This window comes from Rhodococcus sp. Ni2, assembly GCF_021352185.1.
GTDB lineage: Bacteria > Actinomycetota > Actinomycetes > Mycobacteriales > Mycobacteriaceae > Rhodococcus_F > Rhodococcus_F qingshengii.
Map to the genome: position 1 here is coordinate 2,062,279 of NZ_WOXZ01000001.1, position 17,961 is coordinate 2,080,239.

Here is a 17,961-nt window from a genome sequence, read left to right on the forward strand (position 1 = left end):
GATCTCATGACCGTTCGCGTCGGATACTTCCCACACAACAATTCGCTGTTCGTTCTGCGCCACACCGGAATCCTCGAACGTCGTCTCCCGGACGTCGAGTGGGTGGACCTGCGTGAGCTTCCCGCCAAGCCCGCGGTCAACCCGGAGAACGCCTTGCCGACCCTGCACTCGGACTGGTTGTTCGAGGAGGGCGGATACGACGTGATCGGAACCGGATTCACGCCGCCCGTCACCGGACTGGCCCAGGGCCGCGACCTCGTCTACATCGGAATCTCCGGTCCCCGAGTGGAGAACGGGCGCCTGGTCGTCAAGGCCGATTCCGAGATCAAGTCGGTAGAGGACCTGCGCGGCAAGCGAGTCGGCATCGCGCACGGATCGTGGCAGACCACACTTTTGTTGTTCGCCTTGGATCAGGCGGGGCTGACCTGGTCCGACATCGTCCCCGTCGACACCGACGTACGCGGTGGTGGAGCGGACCTCGTCGACGGCACCATCGATGCCTGGGTTGGCGCGTACCCGGGGCTGACGGACATCGAAGCGAACCACGAACTGCGCACGCTGATCGCCACCGACGGACTCTTCAGCCACCCCTCACTGTGGTTCACCCGGCGCGATTTCGCGGATACCAACCCGGAGGCCCTCCAGGCGATCATCGAGGCCCTGCAGGAATCCGACGCCTGGATCGAAGCCAACCCCCGCGAAGCCGCCCAGGTCTTCGTCGACGACGTCGAGAAGCGTGGCGGGTCCGCGAGCCTCGATGCCTGGGAAGCTGCACTGCGCGGACGTCCTTTCGGTGTCAACCCTGTCACCGACGAGTTCCTAGACGAGCAGCAGCGCGCGGCCGATCTCCTGCTGAGCAACGGACTACTGCCGAAGGCGGTCACCGTCCGCGAAGCAGTCGTGCCGTGGATCAGCGAGTTCGTCGGTTCGGATCGTTCGTCGATCTGAGGACCCACTCCTGACAGATCCGCTTCACACGTGACAGATACCGAACGGTCTGCCATTGTGAAGGAATGCGGCGGCGCGTGGGTGAGAGTTGGTCCACGCGACCAGTCTCAGGGGTAACCCCTGGGTCGGCCAGAAGAATTGGATACTGCGTCCACCGGCGTTCGGCACGCTCCGCGTGCTTGCCGCCGCACCGGACAAAGGATTTGGTCACCCCGCCCCGTCGCATCCCGGAGTCGAATCATGCGTGACTTCGAGCTCGATCCCGAGTTGGCGCGTCGTCTGGCCGTTGCGGCCGCTGACGCTCCGTGGACCCTCAGCGGCCTCGAGGACGCATTCGGAACCGTCTTCGGCGTTTCCCCGACGCTCCTGGCCGTGCGCGTTCTCGACCTCATGCCTGGCTCGTTCACTGGATCTGACGATCTCCGAACTCGAGTGGTTCGCCGACCGAGGGGAATGGCTCCGCACGAAACCCCGACCGCTACGCCACTACCGGCCGATGCAGATCAGCAAGAAGGCCGGCGCTCGCCTCCTCGAGGTACCGAAACCCCGATTGCGCGAAATTCAGCGGAAGATCCTGCGCCGCATCCTCGACCTGGTGCCCCCGCACGACGCGGCACACGGATTTGTCCGTGGTCGAAGCCCTCTGACTTTTGCAGCGCCGCACGCACAGTCGGAAATCGTGATCGGCGCGGACCTCGCGCAGTTCTTCCCTTCGATCAGCGGCAGCCGCGTTCATGCCGTCTTCGCCGCCCTCGGCTATCCACCCGCAGTGGCAGGCGTTCTCACCGGATTGTGCACTGTTGCAACGCCTGCCGATACCCTGCGCGGCCTACCGTATGCACAGGCATCACAGCTACGCACCGCGCATCTTCCGCAAGGCGCACCCACTTCTCCTGCACTGGCGAATCTCGTCGCACGCAAACTCGACATCCGCTTGAGTGGACTCGCACAAGCGAACTGGCTCACCTACACGCGATACGCCGACGACCTCGCGTTCTCCGGAATCGAAGTAGCCGACGTCGGCACCCTCCTCTGGACGGTCGAGCAGATCGCCAGAGACGAAGGGTTTGCCATCCATCCACGAAAGATCAAGGTGATGCGCCCTCATCGACGCCAACACCTCACCGGGCTGGTGATCAACGACCAACCCTCGTATCCGCGCGACGACTACGATCGCTTGCGCGCCCTGCTGCACAATGCCGCCAGTACTTCTGCGCAGGAACAGAATCGGGATGGCGTGGAGAACTTCCGCGCCCACATCTACGGCCGGATCGCGCACATCGGCGAAACCAGCACTACACGCCGACGCACATTGCTGCGCCTGGCTGAACGTGTGGATTGGGACGGTTAGTGCCCGCGAGCAGTCAGAACCGCGGGGTGTAGGCCATGCATTCGACCTCCATGTGCGCACCCAGTGCCAGTCCGTCTGTTCCGAACGCACTGCGGGCCGGCAGTCTCGACGCCGGGAAATACTCGAGGTAGACCTTGTTGAACTCCTGCCAACGAGACATGTCGTCGAGCATGACAGTGCATTTGAAGATTGCTTCGACGCCGGAACCGTAAGCGATCAGCGAAGCCACGATGTTCTCCATGGTCTGACGAGCCTGCGCTTCGAAGCCGTCGGCCAAAGTCCCGTCCGGGAGCATGCCGATCTGACCCGACAGATACAGAACGTCTCCGACGCGCACTCCGGTGGAGAACGGCGTATCGAAAGCGGGTGGGATGAACTCGACGGTCTGAGATGAATCCATTAGATCTCCTCGGAGTTGGAATATGCGTGACGAGTTGGCGTTTCAGCGCACTGGGCGCGCACGAACATCGGCCAGGAAGTGCGCCACCAACTCGTTCCACGCGTGTGGGTCCTCGAAATAGGGGGAGTGGCCGCGGTCGGCAAGTTCGACCACTTCGGCGTGGGGCAGGAACTCGGCGGCGCTGCGAATCCGCTCGGGTGTCATCAAATCGTCCAGCTCACCCGCGATCAGCAGAACCGGCGCCGTCACCGCGGCAAGATCGCTCGGCGAGTAGTTGTGGGCCTTGAGAATTCGGAAGAACTCGGTGTCAGGTGGGCGATGACCGAAGGTGCCGAGCGCTTGGTACAGGTATGCCCTCGCCATGTCCAAGCTCGGCAACCGTCCGCCCACAGCGGGATGCTCCCCCAGGGGCCGCGCGGTGACGGGTGCTGCGGTGAGGGGAGGTGCGCTGTCCGGACCGAATCCGACGGGAATGCCGCCGGTCGTGCAGGCCAGGACTACCGACTCCACCCGGTCCGGAACAGCGATCGCGGTCCCCAATGCGGCCCAACCGCCCATCGACTGGCCGACCACGTGCGCTCGATCAACCGCCAACAGGTCCATGATTTCGATCAGATCAGAGACTGCCGCTACCGGGCCGTGGTTGCCGTTCTCGTTGGTAGAGCGGCCGAATCCTCGCTGATCCCAGCTGATCACCCGATAGTGCTGAGCGAAGTAGGGCACCTGCTGGTACCAGACGGCCGCATTTCCGCCGAGACCGTGCGTGAGAATCAGATCCGGGCCCTCGCCGGCAGTCTCGTACCAGACCCGTTCGCCGTCTGCGACGGTGATGAAGCCCTCGGTCCGTGAAATCATCCTTATTCTCCTGTGTCGGACGGGCGCTTGCCCGAAGTGTGGTCAGTGAGGAGTTGCTGCACTTCATCGGTGGCCCGCAGCAGGTGTTCTTCGACCATTCGCGTCGTTTTCGCATCGAAGTCGGTATCGAAACCGATCACCGTCAACGCACAGAGCGGAGCCCCCTTGCGGGAAGACACTGCACGCGAGACCGAACCGATGATGTCCTGAGATCGTTTGTGGACAACGGCGAATCCGGTTTTCTGCGTCTCGGCGATGTCGGCGAGAAAGCCGGTGGGTCCTTCCAGTGGATAGCCACTCTTCTCCACCATCGCCAGGTAGGGCGCCCGGGTGTTGTCCTCGAGTGCCGCCACCAACGCGAGCGGACCCGCGAACCGGTGCGGCGGAAGCAGATCCCCGAGCATCCGAGTGATCATCTTGAGTCGCTCGGGACGCAGCGCCGCGATGATCCGCGTCCCGCCGCTCTCGAGAACCTGCAGATTCACCATCATGTCCGTGCTCTCGGACAGCACCCGCATGGTCGGATCGCACAAGGCCGCCAACGAATGCGCTGCCGCTTCGTGGGAAACCTGTAGTGCAGCCGGGCCGGGGAGATAGCGACCGTCGTAGCGGAAGACCCAACCACGGTTCGCGAGTTCTCCGAGCACTCGGTGCGCAGTCGGGCGGAGCATCCCGACTTCTTCTGCCAGTTCGCTGAGCTTCATCGGCGTGGTCGAGCGCGCGATGGCCTCGAGTAGATCCAGCGCTTTGTCGACGGCGGACGCAGAACCCTTCGTCATCCGATCCCCTCCCGGTGCCGTGGATGTACCCGGCGATCCGAAATCTCGTGTTCTTGGAAAACCCTTGGCATTCGCCTAGGAAATTACTATAGTCACAACAATCATTCCGGCGTACGGAATTCTTTGAGCGTCTTCACCTTCCCACCGGATTACCGGCAAGGAAGTCATATCTTTCCCAGCGAGAGGTTTTCGGACATGACGGTTGGACTTACCCTTCGGTCGACACCACGGTTCAGAGTTGTTGCCCTGGCCGCGGTCGCGACCGCGGCATTGGCACTGACAGGCTGTTCGAGCGACGCCACGGCCTCCGACGACGGGGGCACCCAGACCACCACGATTCGAATCGCACCTCAGCCGATCGCGGACTTCGCACCGATTTGGCTCGGCATGGAGCAGGGGTACTTCACCGATGAGGGACTCGACATCCAACTCGTGGAGGGCGGCGCTAGTTCCTCGGCTCAAATTCCGTTGTTGCTCAGCGGAAATGCAGATATGGCAGCCACGACTGCCGCTGCCGCAATTCAGGCACGGAGCCAGAACATGCCCGTCACCATTGTCGGCGGGCTCACGAATTTTGCCGCAAATGACAGCGTCGACCAGTCCGGTCTCGTGGTCGCCAAGGACAGTTCCATCAGCGGCTTCCGTGACCTCGAAGGCAAGACCGTCGCGATCAGCGGTTTGAAGTCCGTCAGCGAAGCAGTCATCTCTGCCGCGGTGGAGAAGTCCGGTGGCGCAGCGAACAAGGTCTCGTTCATTCAGGCGCCCATGCCCAACCTCGGCGACCTGGTTTCCACCGGCGGGGCCGACGCGGCGTTCCTCATCGATCCGTTCCTGAGTAAAGCAACCGACTCGGGGCTGAAGATCCTCGGCCACCCCTTCCCCTTGGCCGCGCCCGGTGTGCCAGGGACCTCGCTGGTCGCTTCGGAATCGTTTGTCAATGCGAACCCTGACTCACTCGCGAAATTCCGTACCGCGCTTGCCAAATCAGTTGACTACGCCAATCAGAATCCGGGCGCGGTCAAGGCTGCACTCTCGACACAAGCCAAGATTCCGCTCGAAATGCTGGCCAACAGCAAGAATCCTCAGTTCGTCGCAGTAGTGGAACCGGGTGCTCTCGGCACGGAGATCGAACTGCTGGTCAAGTACGGGGTACTGACGGATTCGGTCGAGGCCGAATCCCTGCTGACCCCGGCCAACTGAGTTGTCCGCCTTGACAACCCTGCAGACTCGCCGCAGGCAGGTTCTGCTCGGTCGGCTGCTGACGCTCTTCGCGTTGGCAGCCGCCTGGCAGATCTTCGGAATGCTCGGCGACGAGGACGTCCAAGGTATTCCGAAGTTCAGCGACGTGGCAGTGGCCTTTGTGAACGAACTCGGCACGTCCTCGTTGTGGACATCACTGGGACAAACGGTGACCACGACGGCGATCGGATTGGCGCTGTGCCTGGTGATCGGAATCCCGGCAGGGCTGCTGCTCGCCGCGCACCCGTTCCTGACAGTCTCCTCCCGTTTCGTCATCGACTTCTGCCGAACTGTTCCGCCGCTCGCAATCATTCCGCTTTTTCTGCTGATCATGGGCCCGACGCAACGGATGGCGGTGGCACTGATCGTGGCAGTAAGTGTGTGGCCGATTCTGCTCCAGACGATTCACGGTGTGCGCAACGTCGAACCGGAACTGCTGGCGACCGCACGCTCCTTCCGACTTCCACTGTGGCGCAGGCTCGCTCTCGTCGTCGCACCGGCGTCGATGCCCTACATCTTCACCGGGATTCGCATTTCGGCAACACTGAGCTTGCTGCTGACCATCGGTGCAGAATTGATCGCCGGCGTGCCGGGACTCGGTAAGGAGATCCTGCTGAGCCAATCCGTTCCCGATCGAATGTTCGCACTGATCATCGTCGCCGGACTACTCGGAATGCTGCTCGCCTTCGCCGTGATGGCGATCGAGAATCGTTTACTTGCTTGGCATTACATCCCGAGGAGGATGACGACGTGAAGATGATGTCAGGACTTCGACTCCTCGTGTGGGAGTTGTGGCTGCCGATCTTGATCGTCGTCGTATGGTACTTCGGTTCGGAGTCGAGCAAGTCGCCTTACTTCCCGCCGCTGTCGCGTATCTGGAAAGCGTTTGTGGACAACTGGTTCGGTCCGGGATTCGTCCACGACGTCGTACCGAGCTTGACCAACCTTGCCTTCGGTCTCGCCGTGGCACTGGTGGTCGGCGTCGGTGCCGGTCTCCTGCTGGCACTGTTCCCGCTGGCTGCCGACATTGCCGATCCGTTTCTCCAGTTCTTCCGCGCTATTCCGGCGCTGGCCGTATTACCCGCTCTTTTCATCGTTTTCGGAACCGGTTCGACGGGTAACGTTGCCGCCATCGCCTTCGGCGCGGTCTGGCCGATACTCCTCAACACCCTCGACGGCATTCGCTCCATCGACCCGAGTATCCGATTGGTGGCGCGCAGCTACCGGATCCGTACACCCCTCCTGGTGACGCAGGTACTCCTCCCCGGAGCGATGCCGCAGATAACAGTCGGTATCCGTACCAGTCTCGCGATCGGTGTCGTCATCATGGTCGGAAGCGAAATGTATGTATCCACTGCAGGAATCGGTCACTTCGTGATCGTCGCGCAACAGACATTCGCGATCGCGGACATGTGGTCCGGAATTCTCCTGCTGGGAATCATCGGATACGTGCTCAACCTCGGATACGGCGTGATCGAACGATGGTTGCTCAGATGGCAGCCGCGGACCCACGACGCTCTCGCAGTGAAAGGAAACTGATGTCATCCACAGAATCTGCGGCATCGATACCCGCAGTCGAACTGAGCGGCCTCGGGGTGACCTACGGCGGCCCCACCGGCCGCGAAGTGCTCCGCGGGATCGACCTTACGGTCGCACCGGGAGAAATCGTCTGCATCGTCGGCCATTCCGGCATCGGCAAGAGCACGCTGATTCGTTGCATCGCCGGTCTGCAGAAGCCGACCACCGGTGAGGTCCGCATCGCCGGGATCGCGATCGATGCACCGCCGGCCACGCTGGCTCTCGTGTCACAGGACTACGGACGCACACTGATGCCGTGGCTTCGAGTGGGCGAGAACGTTCGCCTGCCGCTACGGGGCAACGGTCTGGCGCGGAAGGTTCAGAACGAGAGGGTTAGCGATGCACTTGCCGTTGTCGGTCTAGGCGGTGCTGCGCGTTCCTACCCCTGGCAGTTGTCCGGCGGAATGCAGCAGAGAGTGGCGATAGCTCGCGCTCTCGCCTATCGGCCGCAGGTACTCCTCATGGACGAACCCTTCGCGTCGGTCGATGCGCAGACCCGCGCGGAACTCGAAGACCTGCTGCTGACGCTTCAGCGTGATCTTGGCATCACCGTCCTCCTCGTCACCCACGACGTCGACGAATCGGTGTACCTGTCCGATCGAGTAGTCGTCCTCGGCGGAACTCCGGCATTGATGCAGGACATCGTCGACGTCCCGTTGACCGGAGCTCGAGATCAACTGACCACCAAGGCAGACCCACTGTTCATCGAGTGCCGTACCAGGGTCCTGTCCGCGATCCAGCAGTCGAAGGTGGTGGCGCCCGTGTCGTAAGCGCCTCGCCTAGGCTGGCTCCGTGATCCTTCTCCTCATCGGCCTCGCGCTGCTCGGATTCTGCGGCTACCGGTTCAGGCAGGATCGACGGAGGCTGAGCAACGGCGTCTACCTACTTCTCGGACTGATCTTCACCGGTCTGTGGATGTTGCAGTCGGGTGCGCCGGGAACCGAGGTCCCGTCGTTCGTCATCGCGACGATCGCTCTGCTCTCGCCGTTGCTGGTGCTCATGCTTGCAGGATTCCTGATCGTCAACGGGGTCACGATGCTGCGGCGCGAGGGATTCAGCGTCGCGAATCTGCTCTCACTCGTCGCCGGACTCGGCCTGCTCGTTCCCTACGTGTTGCTCGCATCAGCGCTGCTGACGCAGAGATATTGGCTCGCAGTCGTTCTCGGTTCGTTCAGCCTGGTCGCGTCGTACCTGGGCTTTCTGTTCACGAGCTTTCTGCTCTACTCCTACGTCTACGGACGCCAGAAGTACCAGCCCGGGATGGACGCAATAGTGGTTCACGGCGCCGGGCTTTCGGGCGCCGACGTGACACCCCTGCTTGCCAGCCGTCTGGACAAGGCGGCCGACGTCTTTCGCGCCGAGGTCCGCGAAGGACGTTCACCACTGTTGGTCGTGAGCGGCGGGAAGGGTTCGGACGAGGTGGTCAGCGAGGCGGAGGCAATGTGCGTCTACCTCGTCGATCACGGGATACCGCGCGAGAGCGTGATTCTCGAGGACCGCTCGACCACCACGCTCGAGAACCTCGAGTACACCAGAGACCTTCTCCGTGCCAACACCACGAAGCCTCGAATGATTCTGGTCACCAGCAACTTCCACATCCTCCGAACCGCGACGTTTGCCCGAAGCCTCGATCTGGATGCGGAAGTCATCGGTTCCCACACCGCCCGGTACTACCTGCCGAGCGCCATTCTGCGCGAGTTCGCCGCCGTCACGGTGGAGCACAAGTGGCTCAACGGAACTGTCTGCCTGATCCTGGCCGCCCTGCCCCCACTGGTGGTCTGGGCGGCAGGAGGCATTTCGTAGCCGGATTCAGCGAATCAGGCTCTCGACGCCCATCGGTCGGCGACCCAGAAGCAGTTCGACGGCCGCGCTGCCGGCAAGAAAATCATGGTGGTTGTAGAACTCGAACATCGCCGCCAGACGCGAGCTGGCGTTGACGTCAAGGCTGCTGCCGATCTGTTCGCGCCATTGATCCACGCTGATCTGATCTATCGCGACGGTCCGTGACGTCTGCTTTTCCACCATCTGTGCCACCTCCATGACGCTCAGAGCTTGCGGGCCGCCCACCTCGTACGTCGCTCCGTGATGTTCACCCGAGCCCTCGCTCAGTACGACCGCGGCAACAGCCGCCACGTCCGCCAAACTCACGAACGAGAACTTCGTTTCCGCGCTGTACGGCAGGACGATGGTGTCAGACCGACCAGTGAGTACCGCCTCGAAATTCTGCGCGTACGCACACGGTTGCAGCACAGTCCATTTCAAGGGTGAACGATGCAGTTCGTCCTCACACCTGGCTTTGTCCAGGTGATGCGGCATGGACGGGCTGAACGGCCACGCGACGGAGTGATAGACAAAGTGCTCCACTCCCGCCGAAGCCGCTGCCGTCAGCGCATTGCGAAGCAGTGCGGGCTCGTCGGGATGGACGTTCGGGGCAATGAAGTACACGCCTCGGCACCCGGCGAGCGCCTTGCGCAGTCCGCTTCCGGTTTCCAGTTCTACCTCGAAGTCCCCGTCGACACGCGCCTTTCGCACCAGCCGCCGAACTGTCACGCTCGGCGGCAGTGCGGCGACGACGGCCTCACCGGTCTTACCCGCGGCGCCGATCACCGCGATGTCGGCGCCGCGAGCAATTCCGTTCTCCATGAGAGTTTTCCGTCCTAGACGTAGTCGTAGACCGCTGAGGTGGCGCCACCGGAAAGCTGCGCGTAGCCCGGACCCCGATCGAAGAAGGGCTCGTTCTCACCGCGTTCCGAGCGCAACTGATCCCGCAACTCCGTGGTAGCAGCCTCGTCGACGGTCGGCTCGTCACCCTCGATCACGACAACGCCGTAGTCGTCGCGTGCGCCCTCGACGGAAACCTTGCGCCACTGAATGTCTCGCAAGACCTCTTCGGTCGGGCGCTCCAGGGGATCTCCCCAACCACCACCACCGGTGGTGCGAATCCGTACGACCTCGCCGGCCTTGATCGGCTCGGCATCGGTCAGCGCGTCGAACTCACGCTCGTTCGGTCCACCCGGATCCAGGACGACGGAGAACGGCCGACCGGCCTTGCCACCCTTGACTCCCCAGCAGGCGAGAATCGAACGGTCCGCGATGGACATGAAGTGAGCATCCTTGAGCATGCGGATGTGCTTCTCGTATCCCAGACCGCCGCGGTAGCGTCCGGCTCCGTCGGAATCCATGGCCAGACCGAGCTTTTCGACGATGAAGGGGAAACGGCTCTCGGTGAATTCGGTCGGCAGGTTCCGTGAATCGGGAACGACGTGAATCGTGTCCTCGCCGTCGGCGTAGTAGCGTCCGCCGGAACCTCCGCCGAGCACCTCACGCATGAGGTACGAGTGACCCTCGAAGTCCTCACCGTAAACACCGGTGTACCTGATGGTCTCCTGATCGGCGGGCATGTTGCCGTCCACAGCCTTGGCCACGACGCCGGCCAGCACTCCGAGCAGACGGAGGATGACGAACGTGCGCGCGTTGGTGGGGGCAGGGAAGATCGGGGTGATCAATGTTCCCTTTTCGGGGAACTTCATCTCGATCAGCGGTACGACGCCCTCGTTGACATCGAGTTCGGCCATGCGCTCCGGGGTGTCCGCGAGGTTACGCAGAATCGGGGCCAACCACTTGATGAGGAAGTTTCCGTCCGCGTAGTCACCGCAGTGGTTGATCGGACCCTTTGCCTGCGGTCCGGTTCCGTTGAAGTCCAGGATGAGTCGCTCGCCGCCCTCGTCCTCCGGCCGCGTCTTCGTGAGCGTGATCCGCTGGATGTGGAGCATCGGTTCGTCGACGCCGTCGTGCTCGGCGTAGTCCTCCCACGTGTACTCACCGACCGGGATCTTGCTGAGGATCTCGCGGCGGTACGTCTCGGTGGTCGCGTCCATCATCGCGTCGAAGCACGACTCGACGGTGTCGACGCCGTAGCGCTCGAACAATTCGGTGAGTCGACGCGCACCCATCAGGCACGCCGAGCACTCGGCGTCGAGGTCAGCTGCGAGAGCGTCGGGCATGCGGGAGTTACGCGTCATGATTCGCAGCGCCGCCTCGTTGGGAACTCCCTGGTCCCACAGTTTGATCGGCGGAACCATCAGTCCCTCTTCGTACACCGTGGTCGCGCCGGACGGCATGGAGCCGGGGCAGCAACCGCCGATGTCGTCGTGGTGACCGAATGCCTGAACGAACGCAACAACCTTCGGCTCGGCATCGGGAGTGACGCGGGCGAAGACAGGCACCGTGACGCAGAGGTCGGGGAGATGGCCGATGCCACCTTCGGACAGGTAGACGTCGTTGTGGAAGTACACGTCTCCCGGCTTCATCGTCTCGAGTGGGAAGTCCCGGGCGATCGGATGAACCAGGGCGGAATACGAACGGCCCGTGAGCTTGCGGAGGTTCCGGTCGTGAATACCGGCACGGAAGTCGTGAGCGTCACGGATCATCGGTGAGCGCGAGGTGCGCGAAATGGAGGTCTCCACCTCCATTTCCACGCTGGCAAGGTAACCGGCGACGATCTCGACCAGAATCGGGTCAGGTGACGCGCCGTCGGTAGCGGTGAGTCGGTACGGCTTGGCCGCGGTGGCAGCAGCAGCATCGAGAATGGCGGTCATCACTTCACTCCGTTCGAGTCGGAAGACTTCGAGATACGAATGTTCCCGAAGGTGTCGATACGTGCCGAGAATCCGGGATGGATCGGGACAGTCGAGCTGAACTCCTCGATCACGGCCGGTCCTTCGATGACGTCACCCGCACCGAGCAGTGTGCGATCGTAAGTGGCCGTTTCGACCCAGCTGTCGAAATACGATTGACGCGAACCGGTTCGAGCGGTGTCGGCGCCGGTGCCGGCCGGGATCTCCTTGAGCGTCGGACGCTTGATCGGGCCGATGCCACTCACGCGCAGGTTGACCCATTCCACGTGCTGCGACGGGTCTCCCCGGAAGTCGTAGCCGTACAGTTCGCGGTGCGCCTGGTGGAACGCCTCGGCCGCGTCGTCCATGATCTGCGCCGTGACGGTACCTTCCGCCACCGGGACGCGCACCTCGAATGCCTGACCGAGGTAGCGCAGATCCGCAGTACGAGAGTACTTGCGCTGCGTCTCGTCGAAACCCTCTTCGGCAAGCGCAATCTCGGCTTCGCCGGCCAGCGCGTCGAACTGGCTCTGCAGGTCTTCAGCCTTCAACCGGTCGTGACGACTGACATGCGTCTGGACGTAGTCGTTGCGGACATCGACCGTCAGCAGACCGAACGCGGAGACGTTACCCGGATTGAGCGGGACGAGAACGTCTTTCAGACCCAGGATGTCGACGAGACGGCAGGCGAGCAGCGAGCCGGAGCCGCCGAACGTCACGAGGGTGAAGTCGCGAACGTCGAGGCCACGCTTGACGGTGATCTGACGCAGGGCGTTGGCCTGGTTCCACGCCGAGACCTCGAGGACGCCGACCGCGCACTCCTCGAAGCCCAGACTGAGCTGTGTTGCAAGCTCTTCGAGGCCCTTGCGTGCCAATTCCGTGTCGAGAGGAATCTCGCCACCGAGCAGGTGGGGTGGGATGCGACCGAGCAGGACGTGCGCGTCGGTGATGGTCGGTTCGCTGCCGCCCTTGCCGTAGCACAACGGTCCGGGATCGGCGCCGGCCGACTGAGGGCCGACTCGGAGGGTGTGTTCCGGCGTCATCCACGCGATCGACCCACCACCGGCGCCGACGGTCACGACGTCGATCATCGGGATCTTCGACGGGTAGTTGCCCACTCGCCCTTCGGTGGTCAGCGCGGGCTCGCCGCGAACCACGACGGTGACATCCGTCGACGTTCCGCCGCCGTCACAGGTCAACACCTGCTCGACGCCGGCGGCGTCGGCGATCAGCGCAGCACCGAGGGCTCCGGCGGCCGGTCCCGACAGGACTGTCGTAATAGGCTGGTGAACAACCTCTTTGGCCGACAGGACACCGCCGTTGGACTTCATGACGTAGAACGGGATGTCGCGGGGTTCACCGTCGGTGGTCGAGAACTCACGCAGACGATTCGCGATGTTGTTCACGTAGTTGCGGATGTTCGGCTTGACCGCGGCGTCCACGAGTGTGGTGATGGACCGCTCGTATTCGCGGTACTCACGCAGCACCTGGCTCGAGATGCTCACCGTCGCATCGGGGAAAACTTCGAAGAGGATGTCGCGTACGCGCTCCTCGTGCGTCGGATCGGCGTACGAGTGCATGAGGCAGACGCCGATGGTCCGGATCCCGCGGTCCTTGAAGAACTGCGCTGCGCTGCGAACGCTCTCTTCGTCGAGCGGACGAATCTCGCTGCCGTCGAAGGAAAGGCGTCCACCGACGGTGCGTACACGATCGGCGGGGACGATGCGTTCGGGCTTGACCCAGAAGTACGAGTTGCCGTAACCGTCCGGCACCGACTGACGAGCGATTTCGAGAACGTGCTCGTAGCCCTCGGTGGTGATGAAGCCGAGGTTCTCGACCTTGCCTTCGAGCAGCTTGTTCGTCGCTACGGTCGTACCGTGGCTGACCGCACCGATCGAGTCGCCACTCTCACCGAGCTTGGCGAGTACCTTCTCGATACCGGCGAGAAAGCCCTCGGCGGGGTCCGCCGGGGTGGACGGGGTCTTGGTGGTGACGATGGCGCCGGTTTCGTCGTCCACTGCCACGATGTCGGTGAACGTTCCGCCGGTATCGATACCGACCCGAATCTTCCTGGGTTCCACGCTTCCTCCTGAGATCTTTGGCTCGTCTCGTCTGGTACCGATCGACGGTTGCGGCCTAGCCGGTAAGTGGCTCGTACCTGACGTGTAGAGCTATTCCACAGGTTCGGAAGAGCGGATTCTTTGTCACAATTCGCCGAATCGGGGGACCAAGGTTCGGCGCACGATCACGAGCGGATCTTCGCCGGCGCCCCCGTGGGTTACGCGGACGTGAAAAACGCCCCGAACCTGGTCGGTTCGGGGCGTTTCCCTCATCGCAAATCAGCTGTTGACACCTGAGTGAACTACTCGCGACAACCAGAACGCGCCAGGAATCCGCCTATAGCAACACCTGACAAAGCAATGGCTGCGCCGACGACGGCGCTGACCATCACCGTGCGAGCATCTGTGCCGCCCGCTGTCGGTGCAGCGGCCGGGAGAACCGCCGGTGCCGCGACAGCTCCGGAAACTACCGGCGCGCCTTCGACCGCCACTGCCGGTACCGCCGCCGCCACGGCGGCAGTGACCTTCTCGGGGATGCCGTTGGCAATGACGCCGTCGATGCTCTTGAAGAACACCCCGGCCATCTTCTTGGCTACACCGGTGATCATGCGCTGCCCGACGCCGCCGACCATCCCGCCGACCACGGCGTCGGCGTCATACGAAAGCAGCGTGCCACCCTCGTTCTCCGTCAAGGTGACCGTGACGTCCGCCTTCACCGTGCCGGGAGCACCCGCCCCCGAAGCCGTCATGACAAACGAATTGGGCCGATTCTGTTGCGACAGAACAACCTCGCCGTCGTAGACGCCCTTGATCGACGCAACTCCCGCCATGATGGAGAGCTTGTAGTGATTGTCCGTGAGCTGCTCGAGCGACTGCACACCGGGAATGGTCGCGGCCAGTACACGACCGTCCTGGAGCTTGTCGTAGACCTCTTCGCGAGGTGCCGTCAGCTGCGCGGTGCCGGCGATTCTCATGCATTCTCCTCTGATGACGAACCCGCGTGTGCGAGTCGAAGTTCGAACAGTTCGGACGGTGAAATGGGCATGGACGTGATCGAGATTCCTTCGGCGTCCTCGATGGCAGCCGCGATGACGGCGCTGGTGGGGATCACACCCGCCTCACCGGCACCCTTCATTCCGAGCGGGTTGAGTCCCGACGGCGTGACGGTGTGATCCATCTCGAGCGAATCCGGCATCTCGGTGACGAACGGCATCAAGAAGTCCATGTACGACGCGTTGAGCATCTGCCCGTGCTCGTCGTAGACGATCCGCTCGTAGAGTGCGCCGCCGATACCTTGCGCGACGGCGCCCATGACCTGACCTTCGACGATGCGGGGGTTGATCACGTTTCCGCAGTCGTGGATGACAACGTAACGACGGACCGTGATCTCGGCTGTCACGGGATCGGTTTCGACGATCGCCGCGTGCACTCCCGAAGCGAAGGTGGAACTGGGCGGCGAGTAGTAGCCGGTTGCTTCCAGACCGGGCTGCTCACCCTCGGGAATCGGCGGCTTCGACATGTCCGTGTCGGTCTTGGCGAAACCGGTGGCCAGCTTCGACTCACGGTCGAACGCATATCGTAGCGGGTTCGACAGCACGGCAACAACACTCAGCGGTACGGACGTACCCTCCACTCCGGCTTCGGTGCCGATCTTGCACACGTGCCCTTCCCGGAGTTCCAGTTCGGTTTCCGGCAGATCCAGGATTCCGGACGCGATCTTCTTCGCCTTCTCCGCGACCATCTGCGCTGCGACGTGGAAGGCCGAACCTGACATGACCGCACCACGCGAGGCGAAAGTGCCGACGGCATAACCGAACCGGCGGGTATCACCCGTGACGATCTCGACGTCGGAGACCTTGACTCCGAGGTCGTCCGCAACGATCTGGGCGAACGCGGTCTGGTGGCCCTGACCCTGCGTCGTCAGGCCTGTTGCGGCCTTGACCTTTCCGGACGTCTCGACCACGACGTGCGCACCCTCGTAGGGTCCGGGTCCGGTTCCCTCGACGTACGCGCCGATACCGATGCCGACCGACCGACCTTCGGCACGAGCCTTCCTCTGGTACTCGGGAAATCCGTCCCAGTCGATGAGCTTCTTGAGCTTGTCGATGCCCGCCTGGTAGTCGCCCGTGTCGTAGATCAACGGGCGTCCGTCCTGGAACATCAGGCCGAAGTCGTACGGCATGTCCTCGGGGCGAATGAAGTTCGCCTCCCGCACCGCGATCTTGTCCTTGTTCAGGTACTTGGCGATGGCGTCCATGGATCGCTCCATCGCGAACACGGCCTGCGGACGTCCGGCGCCGCGGTACGGGGTCACGATCACGGTGTTGGTGTAAAGCGAATAGGCGTTGACCCGGAACGACTTCGGCTTGTACGGCCCGAGAACCTGCGTCGCGGTGTTGATCATGACGATGATCCCGTACGGCAGGTAAGCGCCGTTGTCATGCCAGAACGTGAAGTCGAACGCCAACAGACGACCATCGTCGTCGAATCCGATGTCGACCTTCTGGATCTGCCCGCGCTCGTGTGCGCTCGAGATGAAGTGCTCACGGCGATCCTCGACCCACTTCACCTCGCAGGAGATACCGGCCTGGCCGAGGCGTCGAGCGGCCCACGTGATCATGACTTCTTCGGGCCACGGGTGAACGATCTTGACGCCGAATCCGCCGCCGACGTCAGGAGCGATGCAGTGAACCTTGTTCAGCGCCATCCCCAATCGCGCGGCGATTGCGGCGCGGGCGGACGTGGACGTCTGGGTGGAGGTCCAGAACGTGAGGGTGTTCTCGTCACCGTCCCAACGTGCGTAGACGCCCTTGCCCTCCATCGGCATGGAAGCCGAACGCTCGATTTCGAGATCCAGCGTCAGTCGGTGCGGCGCGGCGGCCAGTTCGGCATCCAGATCTCCGAACCCGTGCTGCAGGTGAGCGGCGACGTTGTCCGGAACGTCGGCGTGGACGGCGTTGGCGGCGGTGCGAGCGACGTCGATCCCCACTACAGGCTTCAGCGCCTCGTAGGTGACGTCGATCTTCGCGCAAGCGTCCTCGGCGATGTACCGGTTGTCGGCGACCACCATGGCGATGGCTTCTCCGACATGCTTCACCTCGTCCTTCGCGAGGGGATACCCGTTGCGCGGAGCGATGATTCCCGGATGAGGAATGAGCAGTGGCAGGTTCTCCGCCATTTCCGGCGTGTCCGCGAGGAGATCTTCGTAGGTGTAGATGGCATGTACGCCAGGCACTTCCAGCGCCTGATCGATGTCGATGTCGATGATTCGCGCATGGGCGTGCGGCGACCTGACGAATGCCGCGATCAGCGCGTTGTGGCCCAGATCGTCGAGGTATCGCCCCTGCCCGCTGAGCAGACGCGTATCTTCCTCGCGCGGAATCGGTTTGCCGAAGAACTTGCCGTCGTCGGCAACCGAATGATCGGCCGTCGAATGATCGGAAGCGGGATGCTTCGCCCCGTTGCGCTTTGCTGGTTTGACCGGAGTACTCATGCCTTACCCGCCCGTCCTCCGACGGGATTCGTTGTTCCCCGCACTTTACGATCCAACGCCTCCCGAGTGGACGCGTCGTCGATTCCGAGCGGGAACTGCCCGGCCCGTTCACGCTTGATCTCGGCTGCGCGCAGAACCGACGCCCTGATGTTCTGGTACCCCGTACAACGGCAGAGGTTTCCCGCTATCGCGTCGGTAGCTTCCTCCCGCGTGGGGTTGGGGTTCTCCTCGAGAAATGCCGCGATGGTCGTCACGAATCCCGGAGTGCAGAATCCGCACTGCAGACCGTGACAATCCTTGAACGCCTGCTGAACCGGATGCAAAGTGCCGTCCGGCTCGACGAGGCCTTCGACGGTGGTGATCGATCGACCTTCGAGGCTGGCCGCGAGGACGAGGCAGGATCGAACAGGCTTTCCGTCGAGCAGCACGGTGCACGCACCACACACGCCGTGTTCACAACCCACGTGCGTGCCCGTCTTACGGAGGTGGTGACGAATGGCATCCGAAGCCAGAGTGCGGGAGGGAAGAACGACGGTGTTCGTCACCTCGTTGAGCGTGAACGTGACAGCTACATGGTGCTCACCGGTATCCGCTGCCAGCTCGGCAAGTTGATCATCGATGGAGCGATCGTTTTTGGACATT

Annotated in this window: 16 protein-coding genes; 7 read left to right on the forward strand and 9 right to left on the reverse strand. The window is 62.8% G+C overall.

The annotated features are described in order from the left end of the window. Positions 1-6: 6 nt before the first annotated feature. Both GN300_RS10155 and GN300_RS10160 read left to right on the forward strand, forming a co-directional pair. The gene (locus GN300_RS10155; protein WP_063315399.1) at positions 7-948 is read left to right on the forward strand and encodes an ABC transporter substrate-binding protein; all 942 of its coding nucleotides are present in this window, start codon (positions 7-9) and stop codon (positions 946-948) included. Positions 949-1,192: 244 nt separating this feature from the next. Then, positions 1,193-2,299, forward strand: a complete 1,107-nt coding sequence (locus GN300_RS10160) for a reverse transcriptase family protein (protein ID WP_233405616.1) — start codon at positions 1,193-1,195, stop codon at positions 2,297-2,299. A 13-nt stretch (positions 2,300-2,312) separates the two neighbouring features. Here the strand turns inward: GN300_RS10160 and GN300_RS10165 are convergent, their stop codons facing one another. The 3 genes from GN300_RS10165 to GN300_RS10175 are packed head-to-tail and all read right to left on the reverse strand — an operon-like array spanning position 2,313 to position 4,333. Then, positions 2,313-2,699: a RidA family protein gene (locus GN300_RS10165; RefSeq protein WP_050656904.1), complete on the reverse strand. Its 387-nt coding sequence runs from the start codon at positions 2,697-2,699 to the stop codon at positions 2,313-2,315. Between the two features lie 42 nt (positions 2,700-2,741). Next, complete coding sequence (locus GN300_RS10170; RefSeq protein WP_050656903.1) at positions 2,742-3,554, reverse strand: alpha/beta fold hydrolase; 813 nt, start codon at positions 3,552-3,554, stop codon at positions 2,742-2,744. 2 nt (positions 3,555-3,556) lie between these two features. After that, positions 3,557-4,333 (reverse strand): IclR family transcriptional regulator, encoded by a 777-nt coding sequence (locus tag GN300_RS10175; RefSeq protein WP_063315398.1) that lies wholly within the window; start codon positions 4,331-4,333, stop codon positions 3,557-3,559. Positions 4,334-4,528: 195 nt separating this feature from the next. Here GN300_RS10175 and GN300_RS10180 point away from each other — a divergent pair, with 195 nt between their 5' ends. Genes GN300_RS10180 through GN300_RS10200 form a run of 5 tightly spaced genes read left to right on the forward strand, consistent with a single transcriptional unit; the run spans position 4,529 to position 8,953 of the window. Further along, on the forward strand, positions 4,529-5,533 hold the full coding sequence (locus tag GN300_RS10180; protein WP_054781165.1) for an ABC transporter substrate-binding protein: 1,005 nt from the start codon (positions 4,529-4,531) through the stop codon (positions 5,531-5,533). A 10-nt stretch (positions 5,534-5,543) separates the two neighbouring features. Beyond that, a complete protein-coding gene (locus tag GN300_RS10185; RefSeq protein ID WP_197487707.1) occupies positions 5,544-6,326 on the forward strand; it encodes an ABC transporter permease in 783 nt (260 codons plus the stop codon). A 2-nt stretch (positions 6,327-6,328) separates the two neighbouring features. Then, positions 6,329-7,111 (forward strand): ABC transporter permease, encoded by a 783-nt coding sequence (locus GN300_RS10190; protein WP_231914972.1) that lies wholly within the window; start codon positions 6,329-6,331, stop codon positions 7,109-7,111. Beyond that, on the forward strand, positions 7,111-7,920 hold the full coding sequence (locus GN300_RS10195; protein ID WP_063315395.1) for an ABC transporter ATP-binding protein: 810 nt from the start codon (positions 7,111-7,113) through the stop codon (positions 7,918-7,920). Before GN300_RS10190 ends, GN300_RS10195 begins: the two co-directional genes overlap by 1 nt. Positions 7,921-7,942: 22 nt before the next feature. Beyond that, entirely contained in the window at positions 7,943-8,953 is a 1,011-nt protein-coding gene (locus GN300_RS10200; RefSeq protein WP_063315394.1) for a YdcF family protein, read from the forward strand. Between the two features lie 6 nt (positions 8,954-8,959). Here the strand turns inward: GN300_RS10200 and GN300_RS10205 are convergent, their stop codons facing one another. The 6 genes from GN300_RS10205 to GN300_RS10230 form a co-directional block, all read right to left on the reverse strand. After that, positions 8,960-9,793, reverse strand: coding sequence for an NmrA family NAD(P)-binding protein (locus GN300_RS10205; RefSeq protein ID WP_030537953.1), 834 nt, complete (start codon positions 9,791-9,793; stop codon positions 8,960-8,962). 14 nt (positions 9,794-9,807) lie between these two features. Next, positions 9,808-11,748, reverse strand: a complete 1,941-nt coding sequence (locus GN300_RS10210; RefSeq protein ID WP_063315393.1) for a hydantoinase B/oxoprolinase family protein — start codon at positions 11,746-11,748, stop codon at positions 9,808-9,810. Continuing rightward, positions 11,748-13,847: a hydantoinase/oxoprolinase family protein gene (locus GN300_RS10215; protein ID WP_003946077.1), complete on the reverse strand. Its 2,100-nt coding sequence runs from the start codon at positions 13,845-13,847 to the stop codon at positions 11,748-11,750. Before GN300_RS10215 ends, GN300_RS10210 begins: the two co-directional genes overlap by 1 nt. A 281-nt stretch (positions 13,848-14,128) precedes the next feature. Next, the gene (locus tag GN300_RS10220) at positions 14,129-14,800 is read right to left on the reverse strand and encodes a carbon monoxide dehydrogenase subunit G (RefSeq protein WP_007735490.1); all 672 of its coding nucleotides are present in this window, start codon (positions 14,798-14,800) and stop codon (positions 14,129-14,131) included. Then, positions 14,797-17,319, reverse strand: coding sequence for an aerobic carbon-monoxide dehydrogenase large subunit (gene cutA, locus GN300_RS10225; RefSeq protein ID WP_042448026.1), 2,523 nt, complete (start codon positions 17,317-17,319; stop codon positions 14,797-14,799). The genes GN300_RS10220 and cutA overlap by 4 nt, the downstream gene beginning before the upstream one ends. Further along, positions 17,316-17,960: a (2Fe-2S)-binding protein gene (locus GN300_RS10230; protein ID WP_003946048.1), complete on the reverse strand. Its 645-nt coding sequence runs from the start codon at positions 17,958-17,960 to the stop codon at positions 17,316-17,318. The genes cutA and GN300_RS10230 overlap by 4 nt, the downstream gene beginning before the upstream one ends. Position 17,961 lies beyond the last annotated feature (1 nt).